The sequence below is a fragment of the Enterobacter sp. 237C8 genome (genome assembly GCF_034106865.1).
GTDB classification, from domain to species: domain Bacteria; phylum Pseudomonadota; class Gammaproteobacteria; order Enterobacterales; family Enterobacteriaceae; genus Enterobacter; species Enterobacter asburiae_B.
The window spans coordinates 31,211-47,889 of sequence record NZ_JAWNDF010000005.1 but is presented as its reverse complement, the minus strand read 5'-3'; the positions used below and the strand labels follow the sequence as shown (position 1 = coordinate 47,889).

General features: G+C 55.6%; 14 protein-coding genes. 3 read left to right on the top strand and 11 right to left on the bottom strand.

Annotation, left to right across the window (positions count from 1 at the left end):
- Positions 1 to 29: 29 nt before the first annotated feature.
- From recC to rppH, 9 genes are all read right to left on the bottom strand, one after another.
- Positions 30 to 3,404, bottom strand: coding sequence for an exodeoxyribonuclease V subunit gamma (gene recC, locus USF70_RS15300; RefSeq protein WP_320735766.1), 3,375 nt, complete (start codon positions 3,402 to 3,404; stop codon positions 30 to 32).
- A 12-nt stretch (positions 3,405 to 3,416) separates the two neighbouring features.
- Positions 3,417 to 3,740 (bottom strand): prepilin-type N-terminal cleavage/methylation domain-containing protein, encoded by a 324-nt coding sequence (locus tag USF70_RS15295; protein ID WP_047173533.1) that lies wholly within the window; start codon positions 3,738 to 3,740, stop codon positions 3,417 to 3,419.
- On the bottom strand, positions 3,725 to 4,126 hold the full coding sequence (locus USF70_RS15290) for a DUF2509 family protein (RefSeq protein ID WP_087823252.1): 402 nt from the start codon (positions 4,124 to 4,126) through the stop codon (positions 3,725 to 3,727). Before USF70_RS15290 ends, USF70_RS15295 begins: the two co-directional genes overlap by 16 nt.
- Positions 4,123 to 4,683, bottom strand: a complete 561-nt coding sequence (locus USF70_RS15285) for a prepilin peptidase-dependent protein (protein WP_320735765.1) — start codon at positions 4,681 to 4,683, stop codon at positions 4,123 to 4,125. Before USF70_RS15285 ends, USF70_RS15290 begins: the two co-directional genes overlap by 4 nt.
- The gene (locus USF70_RS15280) at positions 4,674 to 5,138 is read right to left on the bottom strand and encodes a prepilin peptidase-dependent protein (RefSeq protein ID WP_033146582.1); all 465 of its coding nucleotides are present in this window, start codon (positions 5,136 to 5,138) and stop codon (positions 4,674 to 4,676) included. Before USF70_RS15280 ends, USF70_RS15285 begins: the two co-directional genes overlap by 10 nt.
- 184 nt (positions 5,139 to 5,322) lie before the next feature.
- The gene (gene thyA, locus USF70_RS15275; RefSeq protein WP_214538918.1) at positions 5,323 to 6,117 is read right to left on the bottom strand and encodes a thymidylate synthase; all 795 of its coding nucleotides are present in this window, start codon (positions 6,115 to 6,117) and stop codon (positions 5,323 to 5,325) included.
- A 6-nt stretch (positions 6,118 to 6,123) separates the two neighbouring features.
- Positions 6,124 to 6,999 (bottom strand): prolipoprotein diacylglyceryl transferase, encoded by an 876-nt coding sequence (gene lgt, locus USF70_RS15270; protein WP_023309046.1) that lies wholly within the window; start codon positions 6,997 to 6,999, stop codon positions 6,124 to 6,126.
- Positions 7,000 to 7,192: 193 nt separating this feature from the next.
- Entirely contained in the window at positions 7,193 to 9,439 is a 2,247-nt protein-coding gene (gene ptsP, locus USF70_RS15265; RefSeq protein ID WP_023309047.1) for a phosphoenolpyruvate--protein phosphotransferase, read from the bottom strand.
- 12 nt (positions 9,440 to 9,451) lie between these two features.
- Complete coding sequence (rppH, locus tag USF70_RS15260; protein WP_013098553.1) at positions 9,452 to 9,982, bottom strand: RNA pyrophosphohydrolase; 531 nt, start codon at positions 9,980 to 9,982, stop codon at positions 9,452 to 9,454.
- Positions 9,983 to 10,665: 683 nt separating this feature from the next.
- Here rppH and mutH point away from each other — a divergent pair.
- The 3 genes from mutH (at position 10,666) to USF70_RS15245 (ending at position 12,877) form a co-directional block, all read left to right on the top strand.
- The gene (gene mutH, locus USF70_RS15255) at positions 10,666 to 11,358 is read left to right on the top strand and encodes a DNA mismatch repair endonuclease MutH (protein WP_045888654.1); all 693 of its coding nucleotides are present in this window, start codon (positions 10,666 to 10,668) and stop codon (positions 11,356 to 11,358) included.
- Between the two features lie 128 nt (positions 11,359 to 11,486).
- Positions 11,487 to 11,705 carry a YgdI/YgdR family lipoprotein gene (locus USF70_RS15250; RefSeq protein WP_008499668.1) on the top strand — a complete coding sequence of 73 codons (219 nt, stop codon included), beginning with the start codon at positions 11,487 to 11,489 and terminating at the stop codon, positions 11,703 to 11,705.
- Positions 11,706 to 11,836: 131 nt separating this feature from the next.
- Positions 11,837 to 12,877 carry an NADP(H)-dependent aldo-keto reductase gene (locus tag USF70_RS15245; protein ID WP_023309049.1) on the top strand — a complete coding sequence of 347 codons (1,041 nt, stop codon included), beginning with the start codon at positions 11,837 to 11,839 and terminating at the stop codon, positions 12,875 to 12,877.
- A gap of 93 nt (positions 12,878 to 12,970) precedes the next feature.
- Here USF70_RS15245 and lplT read toward each other — a convergent pair whose 3' ends face one another.
- Together lplT and aas are read right to left on the bottom strand one after the other, a co-directional pair.
- Complete coding sequence (gene lplT / locus USF70_RS15240; protein WP_047060028.1) at positions 12,971 to 14,164, bottom strand: lysophospholipid transporter LplT; 1,194 nt, start codon at positions 14,162 to 14,164, stop codon at positions 12,971 to 12,973.
- Positions 14,157 to 16,316 (bottom strand): bifunctional acyl-ACP--phospholipid O-acyltransferase/long-chain-fatty-acid--ACP ligase, encoded by a 2,160-nt coding sequence (gene aas / locus USF70_RS15235; protein ID WP_320735764.1) that lies wholly within the window; start codon positions 16,314 to 16,316, stop codon positions 14,157 to 14,159. The genes lplT and aas overlap by 8 nt, the downstream gene beginning before the upstream one ends.
- Between the last annotated feature and the right edge of the window lie 363 nt (positions 16,317 to 16,679).

Below are 16,679 nucleotides of genomic sequence, written 5' to 3'. Positions count from 1 at the left end.
CCCCATGCTGCGCAATTTTTATACAGCGCTCAGGACTGATTAAATTTAAACAACGGCAGCAGGTAGCGCTGCGCCTCTTCCGTGATGGCCTCAAAGTACTCTGGCTCAAGCGTTCGCCATAAGCGCTGATACCAGACATCTTCTCCTTCGCCCCGCACCATCATGTTTCCTTCGTAGGCCTGCATAAATTTACTGCGCGCTTTCTGCAGTGACGCCTCATCCGTTAACATCGCATCATTCTGTGCGTCATAACAGGCTTTTATCCAGGCCCCGCCACTTTCCGGCAACAGCAGGAGCGGTTTGTTCATTCCCTGACGGTAGCCCTCAATGTACAAAGACAGATACCGTAACGCCTGCTCAGACTCCATCGGCGGGAAGCGCCATTCGCCCTCTTTGCGCACGAAAATCCGACTTTCACCTTTATGACCATCCGCACTGTAGACAAGATGTTCCAGCCAGAGTTGCAAACCCTGTGAAACGCTCAGCATAGAAGGCCGCCAGCGCAGCAGCCCGTCCGGCTGAACCTGGGTTAACCAGCCCGTAAGCTGTACACCATTGCAGTTGAGATCGATTTCAATGCTTTTCCCTGGCTGTCGGCACGCTCTTACGCGCTCTGCCAGGGCGGTCATCTCCCGACACTGCGCCTCCCAGACAATTTCCCCGAATGCCCCATAGGGCAGCTGCCCTGCAGCACGGTAGCGGCGATAAAGTTTGTCCGCATCTTCCTCTTCAACCAGCGCATTCAACAGCTGCAGGTTTAACTGGTAGCGCTCCAGCCCTTCCAGCGTAAAAGGCTCTGCATCAGGAATTTCACTCTCTTCAGAACGGAAGTTGACCTGCAATCGCTGCTGGAAGAAGGCGCGCACCGGATGCGCCCAAAACCGCTGAAGCTGTTCGAAGGTCAGGGTGTCGACAGGGCGCGGGTCAAGCTCCTGAATGAAATCGGTATGCGCACTCCCCTCCTTTTTCGCCGCCGGCAGCCACTCCTGCGCATAGCTCTGGCGCTCGCTGGGCGTGTAGTTCACCGGGTCAAACGGCATGCGGCTGTGGAAACAGGTGATATGGGCTTTCACCCTCTTCTCGCTTTCATCGCAGTTGCGATCTTCATCCCCCGGCAGATAGTGACTCTGGCCGATATAGTCCACCAGCTCCTGCACCAGTACGGAGGGAAAACGCTCGCTGTTGTCCTGAATGGAACGGCCGATATAGCTGATATAGAGCTTACTCTGGGCGGAAATGAGCGCCTCAAGGAAGAGGTAGCGGTCATCATCGCGGCGGCTACGGTCACCCCGCTTGGGATCTGCGCTCATCAAATCGAACCCCAGCGGCGCCAGTGCGCGCGGATAAACGCCGTCGTTCATGCCAAGCAGACAGACCACTTTAAACGGGATAGAACGCATTGGCATCAGGGTGCAGATATTGATGGGGCCTGCCAGGAAACGCTGGCTGATTCGCTCCTGATCGAGCCGCTGCGTCAGCTCATCCCTCAACAGCGACAGCGGGATGGCCTCCTGATAGTGGGAATTCACGCCTTCATCGACGATCGCCTGCCACTGCGTTTCAATCAGTGCCATTGCCGCTTCGGTGTCACTGTCTGGCAGGAAGAAATCATTAAGCAATGCCCTGCAAACCGGAAGCCACGCTTCAAGCGGACGCGGCTGCATCAGCTCGTGTCGCCAGCGGTTGAGCTGCATCAGGAGTGACGCTAAATGCCCCACCAGTTCAGCAATTAACCCGCTGGACTCATCGTAAGGCAGCACCTCATTCCACTCGCCCTGGCTGCTCTCCATGGCGTAGCCCAGCAGCATACGCGTCAGGCCAAAACGCCACGTGTGCTGCCCGGTTGGAGGAAGTTCGAACTCCTGAACGTTATCGTCATCGATCCCCCAGCGTACGCCAGATTCATTCACCCACTGGCGAAGGTAGCGCAGCCCCTCTTCATTGATGTTGAAGCGTGCAGCCAGCACGGGAACATCCAGTAACGCCAGGACATCTTCGGAGATAAAGCGGCTATCCGGCAGTGAAAGCAGAGTGATAAAGGCCTGCAATGCCGGATGCGACTGACGGGCACGACGGTCAGAGATAGCGTAAGGCAGATATCGCTCGCCCGTCGCACTGCCAAAAACGGCCTGAATGAAGGGACTGTAGCTGTCGATATCCGCCACCATCACCACGATATCGCGCGGGGTGAGTTCGGGATCGTCCTGCAGCATCGCCAGCAGCTGGTCGTGAAGCACTTCGACCTCACGCTGAGGGCTATGGCAAACATGGATCGTGACGCTGCGATCGTCAGCATCCAGCTTCCGCTTGCTGTCGCTGCGTTCGAACTCGTTCGCCGTCACGCCCATCACGGCACGGTTTTCCAGATCGAGGATATCCAGCTGAATATGATGCAGCAGGCTATCCGGGGTAATATCGACAAAGGCATCTACGTCGCCTTCACCTGATGAGGTGATGTCTGAAAGCATGTGAATGTAGTCACGCCCCAGCTTCCCCCACGAGGCAAGCAGTGGATTGGGCAGGTTCTGGATGCCGTCTTCATCAAAAAGCTGCCCGGCAGTCGAGCCGTCTTTAAACAGCGGGACGGAACGTTCTTCAAAAAGGCGCTTTCGTTGGCGAGTCACCAGCCGCGCAAGCCAACGTTCGTCGAGGATATCCCCCCAATACTGTCGGCAAGGGTTGGTGAACAAAATATGAATATCAATATGTTTACCCAGCGCGTTCAACGCCTTCAGATAAACAGGCGGTAATGCGGATATCCCGCAGATAAAAACGCGTGACGGCAGTCGGCCCGGGCGCTCCGACGCATTCTCGAGTATGGAGATAAACCGATCGTACAGGTTGGCACGGTGCCACTGAGGCTGCCCAAGTTTCTCCGTATGCTCTACCAGTGCTTTCCACAGCGGTGCCTGCCATATTTGCGCCTCCGGTAGCCCTTCAACCAACTCGCCCGCTTCCCAACGAATTAACCAGTCAGAACGGTAAACAAGGTATTGGTCGTAGAGATCGGCGGTGCGCGACGCCAGCTGGAACAGCTTGCGCTTATCGGTATCGTCATTGAGGTAGTGGCGCAGCATGGCGAATTCATCGTGCTGCAGCATTTCCGGCAGCAGGGCCATGAGCTTCCAGCTCATGCCTTGCTTGTTGAAGGCGCTCTGCTCCGGGATGTCCGGCAACACGCGCACAAACATCTCCCAGATAAAGCTCGCGGGCAGCGGGAAATCAATATTTGCGGCTATACCAAATTTACGGGAAAGCGACATTTGCAGCCACTGTGCCATACCGGTGCTCTGCACCAGCACCATTTCAGGCTCAAAAGGATCGTCAAGCCGCTCGCGCTCAACGATAAATTCCATCAGCGCTTCCAGCACATCCAGACGATTTGAGTGGTAGACCCTTAACATAGACGCTCCCGACTACTGGCTAACCGGGCAATGCAGGCGCGTTATCTCACCGCGCCGCCCCAGAGGAGAAATAAGTGTGACCGTGATGCTGACACATCCTGCGTGCGTTGTCTGCCCCCGACTGGCCTGCCAGCCAGCCGGGAGAACATTTGTTGAGAGCTGAGACTGATTCCAGGCATGATGCCAGAGCTGTCGATACTGGTTAAACAGGGTAAACCGAGCCGCCAACGCCCGATGATAGCCGGACAAAGCCGTCACGACGATCACCAGCAGCATCATCGCCAGCAGTACCTCAACCATGCTAAACCCTTTTTCTCTGCTCACGGCAGCTGGCATAACGCGCTCTCCTTAAGGGGACAAAAATCACTCCAGCCATGAGGCGAAAAGCGAACGTTCCCGTCGACAATCTCTCCTGAGCGCCAGAGCAGCAGGTCGCTGTCTCCGGCAATCAGCAGCACACGCGCCCCACTCAGCGGGCGCAAACACGCTCGCCACGCAGGAGTCTTCTTGCACTGAACCTGTGGCTCTGACGACCAGCTCTGAACCCGTCCCCACTCAAGCGCGGACTGCACCGCCGCCTGCTGCTGAAGCGAACGGCTCTCACCGCCGACGAGCGCGCTAAACGTTGTGAGCTGCTGATTGAGACCGGTGAGGATCAGGGTACCGAGCACCAGTAAAAGCAGAACCATCGCCAGCGAAGACATGCCGCGTTGACGATTCACAGGTTGTACCCCGTGACCGTATACAACGCCTGCCAGGGCTCCCCCTGCTCGCCTTTACGAATCGCCGCCAGTTCGATATTCACCTCGGGCGTAAAACCGGCATGTTCCACTGTCCTCACCACAAAATGCGCGATAGTAAGCCTGTCCGGGTCCGTGAGCTTTTCCCATCCTTTTCCTTCACATGAGGTCGCTCCACGCTGGGTTTCAAGCGCACCAGACTCCAGTCGAAAACCGGTGCTGTCATTTTCTGATGCGCTGTTATCCCAGCTGCCGTTACTGTTGGCATCCCACCGCACAATGACGCAACTTCCTTGCCTGGCTGTCACCAGCGCCTGTCCCTGACAGTTTCCCGCGCAGTATCCCGCACGCTGGAGCTGTTTGCCCAGGGCGAACAGATGGTGCCAGACTTCTTCCTCAAGTTGTCTCTGGCCGGATTGCGCTAAGACCGCCCGCTGCAAGCCGGGTAAAAAACGCGATGCGCTTATCAGCAGGAGGCTGCTAATCGCCGTGGCAATCAGAACTTCGGTCAGTGAGAAACCTCGCTGCTTCATCGACATGAACCTCCCGCAGAGACCTTACACATCCTGATGCGTCCTCCATTTGAGACAATAATCAGCCATTCTCCTGCGCGGCTTTGAACGCGTATCCGCCCAGCCCAAGCCGTATCCTTTAATCCATAGAACGCGAGCGACGGCGTTACCTCGCCGATCGCGACCTCAGGCCAGAGCGGAATCAGCACAAAGGGATTGCCCTTCTCACAGCCTTGCGCGGCAGAGCTCAGCAGACAATCCATGCCTCCCACCCGCTGATGGGTAATTTGATGGTCGCGGTTGTAGCGGTTGGCATGATTGCGCAGAAACAGCAGGTAATCTCGTACCTGACTGGCGGTTTGCCACAGCCGCTGCTGCCGCTGCCAGCTGTCCCAGCCGTAAAGACCTGAGGCGCTGAGGATAACGACAAGCGAAATCGCGACCAGCGTTTCGATAAGCGTAAAACCGTTCTCTTTTTTCATATCGGGAGTGTGGCGAAGCGCGGTGAACATGACGAGCGACGGATCCTCGTTTTACGAGGCGTTATCCGGAGAATCAGGAGTGTTGCAGCGCGTTGCACGCTTTCTGGATAGCGCTTCGGGAAACGGGATAAAGGCGAAAAAAAACCGGCGCTAAAGAGCACCGGTTGTGTCACGCTTTATCGCATCAGATAGCGACGGGCGCTTTGATGCCCGGATACGGGTCATAGCCCTCAATCTCGAAATCATCAAAGCGATAGTCGAAGATTGATGCCGGTTTGCGCTTGATAATCAGCTTTGGCAGAGCACGCGGTTCGCGGGTCAGCTGGAGATGCGTCTGTTCCATATGGTTGCTGTAAAGATGGGTGTCCCCACCGGTCCAGACAAAATCACCCACTTCCAGGTCGCACTGCTGCGCCATCATGTGGACCAACAGCGCATAGCTGGCAATGTTAAACGGCAGGCCGAGGAACACGTCACAGGAGCGCTGATAGAGCTGGCAGGAGAGCTTGCCGTCAGCGACATAAAACTGGAAGAACGCGTGGCAAGGTGCCAGCGCCATTTTATCCAGCTCACCGACGTTCCAGGCGGAAACGATGATTCGGCGCGAGTCCGGATCGTTTTTCAGCTGGTTCATCACGGTGGTGATCTGGTCAATATGGCGGCCATCAGGCGTTGGCCAGGCGCGCCACTGCTTGCCGTAAACCGGGCCCAGGTTGCCGTTTTCATCTGCCCACTCGTCCCAGATTGAGACGTTATTCTCGTGCAGATACGCAACGTTGGTATCGCCTTGCAGGAACCAGAGCAGTTCATGAATGATCGAGCGCAAATGGCAGCGCTTTGTCGTCACCAGTGGGAAGCCTTCTTGCAGGTTGAAGCGCATCTGGTGGCCAAAAATGGAGAGCGTACCGGTGCCGGTGCGGTCGTTTTTCGGCGTGCCCTCGTCGAGCACTTTTTTCATCAATTCAAGATACTGTTTCATGGTTCCTCAGGAAATTTGTTGCTGTGGACGACGACGATACGCCCAAATCATCATAATGGCACCCGCGACAATCATCGGAATGGAGAGGATCTGCCCCATGCTGATGTACTGCACCCACTCGCCGGTAAACTGTGCGTCTGGCTGACGGAAGAACTCGACGATAATACGGAATGCGCCGTAGCCAATCAGGAACAGGCCGGAGACAGCGCCCATCGGACGCGGTTTGCGGATAAACAGGTTGAGGATGATAAACAGCACAACGCCTTCCAGCGCCAGCTCGTACAGCTGAGACATATGGCGCGGCAGAACGCCGTAGGTATCGAAAATGGACTGCCACTCCGGGTGTGATGGCAGCAGCGCGATATCTTCTGCGCGGGAGCCCGGGAAGAGCATCGTGTACGGCACGCTCGGGTCGACGCGACCCCACAGCTCACCGTTGATAAAGTTACCCAGACGGCCAGCGCCGAGACCAAACGGGATCAGCGGTGCGATAAAATCTGAAACCTGGAAGAAGTTGCGTTTGGTGCGTTTGGCAAAAATCACCATCACCAGGATCACCCCAATCAGGCCGCCGTGGAAGGACATGCCGCCGTCCCACACGCGGAACAGATAGAGCGGATCGTTCAGGAATACCGGGAAGTTATAGAACAGCACGTACCCAATGCGGCCACCGAGGAACACGCCGAGGAAGCCCGCATAGAGCAGGTTTTCAACTTCGTTTTTCGTCCAGCCGCTGCCCGGACGACTGGCGCGACGGCCAGCGAGCCACATGGCAAAAATGAAGCCCACCAGGTACATCAGACCGTACCAGTGAAGCGAAACAGGTCCTACTGAGAAAATGACCGGATCAAATTCCGGAAAATGCAGATAACCACTGTTCATCTGTCACCACAAGATGTTGTTATTCCGCTGAAAGTGGACAGCGGTAGAAATGCGATTCTGCCGTAAGCAGAGGCTCCAAAGTTGCGAATCATAGCACAAGGCTGGCGCGGAGGATGCGCCAGAGATGTAAAAGATGTGTATAGGGTTTTATGCACGCTGGAGCCCTCTCCCGGAGGGAGAGGCAGAAAGATGATTAGCGGCCGCCGCGGATCAGGCCGCCCATACCGCGCCGTTCCATAAACGCCGCGACCTGATGACGAACCTCAGCGGCCAGCTGCGCGTCAAGGCTGCGTTCAGCCAGCTCGCGGGCATCGTTGATGTCGATATGCCGCAGCAGGTACTTCACGCGGGCGACAGCGCGACCGTTCATCGACAGATGGCGGTATCCCAGACCAATCAGGATCGCAACGCACATTGAATCCCCGGCCATTTCACCGCACAGGCGTAAATCAATGCCGTACTGTTCCGCTTCACGGGCAATCATCGCTAACGCGCGAATGATCGCCGGATGCAGGCTGTCGTAAATACTGGCGACGCGGGTATTGTTACGGTCGACGGCCAGAATATATTGCGTTAGGTCGTTTGTGCCGACAGAGATAAAATCAACACGGTTTGCCAGCTGCGGCAGCATAAAGACCATAGACGGCACTTCAAGCATCACCCCGATCCGCGGTTTCGGGATCGCATAGCCGATCATCTCTTCCACTTCACGGCCTGCACGTTCGATCAGTCGCCGGGACTCGTCGATCTCATCAATGCTGGTGACCATCGGGAGTAAGATGCTGAGATTGCCCGTCGCCGCGTTGGCGCGCAGCATTGCACGCACCTGGATCAGAAAGATCTCCGGCTGATCGAGCGTAATGCGGATCCCACGCCAGCCCAGGCACGGGTTTTCTTCGCTGATCGGCATATAGGGCAGCTGTTTATCCGCGCCGACATCGAGGGTTCGCAGGGTGACAGGTTTGTCGTTAAACATCTGCAGCATCCCCTGATATTGCGCCACCTGCTCCTCTTCGGAGGGGAAACCGCTCTGCAGCATGAACGGGATTTCAGTACGGTACAGGCCAATACCGTCGATGCGGCTGCCAAGCTTTTCTTCATGCTCAGGGCTTAAACCGGCGTTGAGCATGACTTTGATCCGCTCACCGCTCTTAAGCTGTGCGGGCAGGTTAACGTCATCCTCCGCCAGCTTGCTTAATTCATTCTCTTCGCTGATAAGGCGCTGGTATTCCTGGAGCAGAACCGGCTCAGGATCGACCAGCAGCTCACCGCGATAGCCGTCCACTACCAGCGTACGGCGGTGCAGTACCGACGGCTGGATATCCGCTCCCATAACGGTTGGGATACCCAGCGCGCGCACCATAATGGCGGCATGCGAGTTGGCGGCGCCATCGCGCACCACCACACCGGCCAGCCTGTCCTGGGGCAGTTCAGCCAGCGTAGTTGCCGAGAGCTCATCGGCGACCAGAACAAACCGTTTTGGCCAGGCATTCGGCCCCTGAATGGTGTCATCAAGATGGAACAGCAGACGCTGTCCCAGGGCGCGGAGATCGCCAGCCCGTTCTTTCAGGTAACCGTCAGTCAATGCCGCAAATTGGTCGGCAAATTTTTCGATGACCTTCTTAACCGCCCACTCTGCGACCGAGCCTTTATCCACTTCCGCAAACAGCTCACGACGCAGACGCGCGTCGGAGAGCAGGTGCGAATAGAGGTCGAAGATGGCCGCCGTCTCTTTCTGTGCGCCTGCGGCAAAGCGCTTGCTGTAACGACGAAATTCATTCGCCGCCTCTTCCAGCGCGGCGGTAAGACGCTCTCGCTCAAGCGCTTCATCAAGCGTTGAGGCTTCGTAAACCTGCTCCATCAGCGGCAGCGTGGCGTCCATCCAGCCTTCCGCAATCGCTACGCCTGGTGATGCCGGAAGGGCACGAATGCGCGTATGGCGATATTGACCAAAGAGCGCGGCAAGCTGGGACTGGGAGAGGATCGCCGCCATCTGCGTGGCCAGCGTGACGAGGAAAGACTCTTCGCTTTCATCGTACTGACGTAGCTCGCGCTGCTGGACGACCAGCACGCCGAGCAGCTGGCGACGCTGGATAATCGGCACGCCAAGAAAAGCGCGGAAGCGCTCTTCTTTTACGGAAGGGATGTATTTAAAGCTGGGGTGTTTTTGCGCGTCAGCAAGGTTGATGGGTTCAGCCAGCCGCCCAACCAGGCCCACGATACCTTCATCAAATGCGAGCGTGACGGTGCGTCCACGTGGTTTTTTCAAGCCACGGGTCGCCATCAGGTAATAGCAGCGCCGATCGTGGTCGGCCAGATACACCGAACAGACCTCGGTCTCCATCGCAAGACAGATGTCAGTGACCAGAATATTCAGCGCCTCGTTCAGACGTGGAGCACTGGCCACCTTCTCGACTATTTCTCGCAAGCGGGTGAGCATGATTTGCGTAGCTTAACCTCTTTTACGTCGCCAGGCAGGTGCGCTCTGCGGCTTAGGCGGGATCTCCTGAAGCTGCATTACCACACTTGCAAACTCTTTCATCACCCTACGGTAAACATCGCGTTTAAATGACACGACCTGACGAACAGGATACCAATAGCTCACCCAGCGCCAGCCATCGAACTCCGGCGTACTGCTGGTTTGCATATTGATGTCTGAATCGTTGCCCACCAACTGCAACAGAAACCACTTCTGTTTCTGGCCGATACAAACCGGCTTTGTGTCCCAACGCACCAAACGTTTCGGTAACTTGTAACGCAACCAGTTGCGGGTCGAAGCCAGGATGCGAACATCTTTTCGGCTTAAACCGACCTCTTCAAAAAGCTCCCGGTACATCGCTTGTTCTGGGGACTCTCCCGGATTGATCCCGCCTTGAGGGAACTGCCAGGAGTGCTGACCATATCGCCGGGCCCACATTACCTGGCCCTGACGATTACAAATTACTATTCCTACGTTCGGGCGGTAGCCATCGTCATCAATCACCGGACTACCCCAAACTAAACCTTATATATGAATGATTGTTTCACACTACAGGGAGGCGGTAAACCACTCTCTTACAGGGCTGCAACCTAATAACATTTGAATAACTCACAAATAAGTGCTGAGTTATAAACAGATGAGCGGTGGTGAAGGGAATTTTATTCACCTTTTCTGTGGATATAGTTGTGAAGAAGTGTCTGATTACCGATGAACAACCTCAAACTATGCAGTTTCCCCTTTTTCACCTTAATTATATAATTCAATTATTTTCAAATAGTTAAATGTATTTCCATGAGCACAAAACAGAATATCGTGACGATCGTCACATCAGGGATCGTCATGCTGATGAAAGATCGAACAGCGTCGGTTTTATCCACAGATTGTGCCAATAAGTTAGTCACAATTTGTTTGAAAATTCGATTTTCATCGCACGTCAAGGCTGTAAATTGAAACAGTAGTCAGGGTTATGCCCAGTTATCCCATTTTTCTGTGGATAACATGGTGTAAGATCCTGTTCATTGTCAGTGACCAGATTTGAACAACCGGTTTTCTGAGTCTGGCAAAACGATTTCAAACCAATAAAAAAACCTATAAATCATACACATGGAATATTGGTACAGAAATAGTTAAACTCTATCCACAGGGGACAATTTCTTAGTTTATTTTTTAATCAAAAGGTTACCTTCATGCATCCGCTTACACCCTTGCTCTCACCGCCATCCAGCGAAGGTCAGTTGCTACAGCAGGCACGGCGTCTTGCAGGCTTTTCGCTTGGCGAGCTGGCGGCAATGGCAGGGCTTCAGATCCCGAAGGATCTGAAACGGGATAAAGGCTGGATCGGCATGCTGCTTGAGCTGTGGCTGGGTGCCAGCGCAGGAAGCAAACCCGAGCAGGATTTTGCAGCGCTTGGCGTGGAGTTAAAAACCATCCCTATAGACAGCCAGGGCAAGCCCCTTGAGACCACCTTCGTCTGCGTTGCGCCATTAACCGGCAACACCGGCGTAACGTGGGAAACCAGCCACGTTCGCCACAAGCTGAAGCGCGTGTTGTGGGTACCGGTCGAAGGTGAACGTCAGATCCCCCTGGCTGAGCGTCGCGTTGGCGCGCCGCTGCTCTGGAGCCCGAACGACGATGAGGAGCAACAGCTGCGTCTGGACTGGGAGGAGCTGATGGACATGATTGTGCTTGGGCAGGTAGAGCGCATCACCGCCCGACACGGAGAAGTTTTACAGTTGCGCCCGAAAGCGGCCAACAGCAAAGCACTTACCGAGGCAATCGGCGCGAAGGGTGAGCCGATACTGACGTTGCCGCGCGGTTTTTATCTCAAAAAGAATTTCACCGGCGCGCTCCTTGCCCGTCATTTCCTGTTAAAAACATAGTTTTTTACTTATTTTGCGAGCTCTCAAACATAATCGACTGCTTTTTAAGATTTTACCGCTTCCTCAAGTCGCCTTATCGGGTTAATACTAGATTATGATTTGATACGCGCCAGATGAGGACGATAACGATGAAAAAATGGGCAGTGTTAGTTTCAGCAGTCGGTTTAGCGTTTGCCGTATCGGGCTGTAGCAGCGATTACGTTATGGCGACAAAAGATGGTCGAATGATCCTGACCGACGGCAAACCCGAAGTCGACGATGATACCGGCCTGGTCAGCTACCGCGACCAGGAAGGCAATAAAATGCAGATCAATCGCGACGAAGTATCGCAAATTATCGAGCGATAAACAGATAAAGGTCAGTCGCTTGCTGGCCTTTTTGATTTTTTTCTTCCCCTTTTGCTTCCCCTCTGCCATGTTTATATTCCTTTGTCGGGCACGCCCTGACGCGGTCTATAAGTCTACTGAGGAAGCCGGCTATGCATTATCACCGTATCCCCCACAGCGCTCTGGAAATAAGCCAACTGGGGTTGGGCACGATGACATTTGGTGAACAAAACAGCGAAGCCGATGCCCATGCACAACTCGATTACGCCGTCAGCCAGGGGATTAACCTGATTGATGTCGCAGAGATGTACCCTGTTCCGCCACGTCCGGAAACGCAGGGACTTACCGAAACCTACGTCGGTAACTGGCTGGCAAAACGCGGCAACCGTGAAAAGCTGGTGATTGCCTCAAAAGTCAGTGGCCCCGCGCGCAACAACGATACCGGGATCCGCCCGAATCAGATCCTCGATCGCAAAAATATCCGCGCCGCACTGGACGCCAGCCTGAAGCGCCTGCAAACCGACTATCTCGACCTGTATCAGGTGCACTGGCCGCAGCGGCCAACCAACTGCTTTGGTAAGCTCGGCTACAGCTGGAATGAGAGCGCCCCCGCCGTAACGCTGCTGGAAACGCTGGAAGCGCTGACCGAGTGCCAGCGCGCGGGAAAAATCCGCTACATTGGCGTCTCTAACGAAACGGCCTTTGGCGTAATGCGCTATCTGCATCTGGCGGATAAACACGATCTGCCGCGTATCGTCACCATCCAGAACCCGTACAGTCTGCTTAACCGTAGCTATGAAGTGGGTCTGGCCGAAGTGACGCAATATGAAGAAGTGGAACTGCTCGCCTATTCCTGTCTCGGCTTTGGCACGCTGACGGGGAAATACCTGAACGGCGCGAAACCGGCCGGGGCGAGAAATACCCTCTTTAGCCGCTTTACCCGCTACAGCGGCGAGCAGACGCAGAAAGCCGTTGCAGCCTATGTGGATATCGCAAAGCGTCACGGTCTTGACCCTGCACAGATGGCGCTGGCCTTCGTGCGTCGTCAGCCGTTTGTTGCCAGTACCCTGCTGGGCGCGACAACGATGGAACAGTTGAAAACCAATATTGAGAGTTTCCATCTGAACCTGAGTGAAGAGGTGTTAGCGGAGATTGAAGCGGTGCATCAGGTTTATACGTATCCTGCGCCGTAATAAAAGCAAAACGGCAACGCAGGTTGCCGTTTTTAGGGTTTGCTCCCTCTCCCTGTGGGAGAGGGGCGGGGTGAGGGCATCAGGCCGCACTTATCAACGCCGACGCTGCCAGATCCACAAACCCGCAATCGCCAGCGCAAACAGCCCGCCAAACCCGACGCCAATCCCCACCACCGGCACACCGACTTTTACCGCCAGCGAGTAGAGCCCCAGCATTAACAGCATCGCCAGGTTTTCACCCAGGTTTTGTACCGCAATGGCGTTCCCCGCCCCGACGGTCTGCTTGCCACGTTCCTGCAGTAACGCGTTCAGCGGCACCACGAAGAAACCGCCCAGAATACCAATAAGGATGAGGAGGACATACGCAGGCAATAATGCATGTTGCAGCGAGAAAATAAGCACCACGACGCCAATCAGGATCCCTGCGGGCATGCAGCGTGCTACCGTCTCGAGCGTCACCAGCTTCGCCGCCGCGCCGGCTCCCACCACAATACCGATGGCCACCATCGCATTCAGATAGGTCGGCGTCGCGTTGTCGGTAATCCCCAGCGCCACCGGCACCCACAGCACCAGCAGGAAGCGCAGCGTGACGCCCGCGCCCCAGAACATGCTGGTCCCCATCAGTGAGAAACGCGTTTCACCGTTACGCCACAGCACGCGACAGGCGGTAAAGAAACTGCCGGTCATTGGTTTAAAGCGCCAGGATTGCCCCGGGCGAGCCACCGGCAGTTTGGGAATAAACAGGTTCGCCACAACCGCCCCGCCATACACCACCGCGCAGATGCCCAGTGCCGCCAGGACATGCCAGTCGGCCAGTACGCCGCCCGCGACGGATCCGAGCAGGATTGCGGCAATGGTTGACGACTCCATCAGGCCGTTGGCTTTCACCAGCTTATCGCCCGTGGTCAGCTCTCCGAGAATGCCATACTTCGCCGGAGAGTAGGCGGCAGCGCCGATGCCCACCAGCGTGTAGCCAATAAACGGGTTGAAGCCAAAGCAAATGCTGGCAGCCCCCAGCAGCTTGAGGCCGTTGGCAAACATCATCACCCGGCCTTTGGGGAAACTGTCCGCCACCTGCCCGACGAACGGAGCAAAGATAATGTAAGCGCCCACAAACACCATCTGCAGGATCGGCTGGCTCCAGTCGGGGTAAAACTCGGCCTTCAGCAGCGCCAGCGTAGCAAACAACAGCGCGTTATCACCGAACGCAGAGAGAAACTGCGCAGCGATGACGGCCATCATGCCTTTCGACCTGAGCGATGTGTTAGTGTGTACTGACTCACGCATTTTGCTGTTCCGCCTCTTCAACCATGCCTTTCAGGGTCACGAAATCGGGCTTCCCGCTACCCAGCACCGGGAGCTGCTTCAGGTAGCGAATATCGCGCGGCACGGCCAGTTCAGGAATACCGTGTTCACGCGCATAGCTCAGTAACCTGTCGCGCTTAAGCTCAGCGTCGGTCGTAAACAGCACCAGCGCCTCGCCTTTGCTGGCATCGCTCTTCACTACCGTCGCATGCATCTTATCCGCGGACACGGCCGTCGCCAGTTGCTCAACCATTTCCAGCGAGACCATTTCACCGGCGATTTTGGCGAAGCGCTTCGCGCGTCCCTGAATCTGTACAAAGCCTTGTTCATCAAAACGGACAATATCACCGGTGTCGTACCAGCCGGTTTCAACCTCGCCGTTGACGTTTTCAGCCGTCGGCACCTCAAGCACGCCTGGGTTTTCCACGCGCAGATAACCGTTCATCACGTTTGGCCCTTTCAGCTGCAGACGGCCACCGTCTTCAATGCCCGGCACGGCCAGCAGACGCGCGTCCATCCCCGGCAGAATTCGGCCCACCGTACCCGGCTTCGCCGCCATCGGAACGTTAATCGAGACCACTGGAGCACACTCGGTAACGCCATAGCCTTCGAGAATGCGCAGGCCAAACTTGTCCTGCCAGATCTGACGCGTGCTCTCCTGCAGTTTTTCCGCACCGGCCACCACATACCGCACGCGATAGAAGTCATACGGATTGGCGAAGCGCGCGTAGTTGCCGAGGAAGGTTGAAGTGCCGAACAGGACGGTGCAGTTACGGTCATACACCAGCTCCGGCACAATGCGATAATGCAGCGGACTTGGGTAGAGGAACACTTCTGCGCCGGTCAGCAGCGGCGTAAACAGCCCCACCGTCAGGCCAAAGGAGTGGAACAGCGGCAGCGCCGACATAAAACGGTCATTCGCGGTAAAGTCGGCAATGCTTTTGATCTGCTCAACGTTCGCCAGAATGCTCTTGTGGCTGTGGACAACGCCTTTCGGGTTGCCCTCCGATCCCGACGTGAAGAGGATAATCGCGTCATCTTCCGGCTGCTGTTTGACCTGCGCCAGACGCGGCATCAGCAGGTGAGCAAAAATCCACAGCTTGTCGCCGGTGGTTACGTCCGCTTTCAGATCCTCCAGGAAGACCCAGCGCACCTGGGTGAGCTGCTCGGGAAGATGCCAGAGCTTGCCTTTGTCCAGGAACTGACGAGAGGTAAAGACGGTATTAATCTGGGCAGCGGTGATGGCGCTGGTCAGTCCTTTCACCCCCGCCGTGTAGTTCATCATTGCCGGGATGCGCCCCCGGGAAACCGCACCAAAAATCACCGCCGCGCTGATGCCCGCGTTAGGCAGCATCAGGCCAATCTTTTCGCCCTTTTTGCTGTACTTCTCCAGAATGCGGCCCACAAACAGGGTCTTGGTCAGCAGCTTGCGATAGGTATCCGGGGTAAAGTTGATGTCTTCGATGCAGTTTTTCTTCGCGCCATAGCGGTGCTGCGCGGAAAGCAGGGACTCGTACAGCGTTTCGCGCGGGCGCACGGCCATGCGCGCTTCCATCATAATCTGATGCAGCATTTCCCCGGCGATTTTACGGCGATCGCGGGCACGCGGCGCGTCCGGCATTGGTAACGACGTGGGCGGCAGAATATGCAGCGTGATTTTTGGGAACAGGCGCTGCTTCACCAGCCCCTTCAGGCGGCTGAAATGGGTCAACTCTGCGCCTTCAATGCGCAGCGGCACCACGATCGCTTTTGATTTCGCGGCAACAAACCCCGCGCCGTCGTAAATTTTCATCAGCGAACCGGTCACTGAAATACGCCCTTCCGGGAAAATAACCACCGGACGCCCCTGCTCAACCAGACGCACCAGATGCTTAATCATCATCGGCTTTGTCGGGTCGAGCGGCACAAAATCAATCAGCGGCGTGAGCCAGCGCATGTACCACTGCTGGCTGATAGAGGTATAGACCGCAAACACCGGGCGCACGGGTAAAAATAGCGCCAGCAGAATGCCGTCTATAAAGGAAACATGATTTGGTGTGATAAGAACGCGTTCACCGCGAAGCGCCTGGGCATCGCCAGTGACGCGGATGCGAAAAAGAATACGGAACAGTGTACGGAAGAACCCAAATAGCATCTCAACTCCCTTTGCCAGCCAGTGTGGAGGGTTGATAGTAAATGGTGGCAGATTACACGAGAAGTGATACGGGAGCGACAGCAAAAGTGGAGGCGAAAAAAAACCTGCGCATCCGCGCAGGTTGGTGCAAGAGATGAGTACGAAACCGTACTAAGAATTCTCACCAATCAATACCTCTGGGATCTTGATTGTGGCCGTTCGTCCTGCGCTTCGCCAGCAGGAAAACGCAAGGGAATGAGCCTAAGTGCAACCAGGTGTGAATATTCTCTGTTGCTGTTACAGATTGAACTATCAGGCAAAAAAAAACCTGCGTAAAAACGCAGGTTGGTGTAAAGCGTGTTAATCAACCGGAGTTGATTCCAC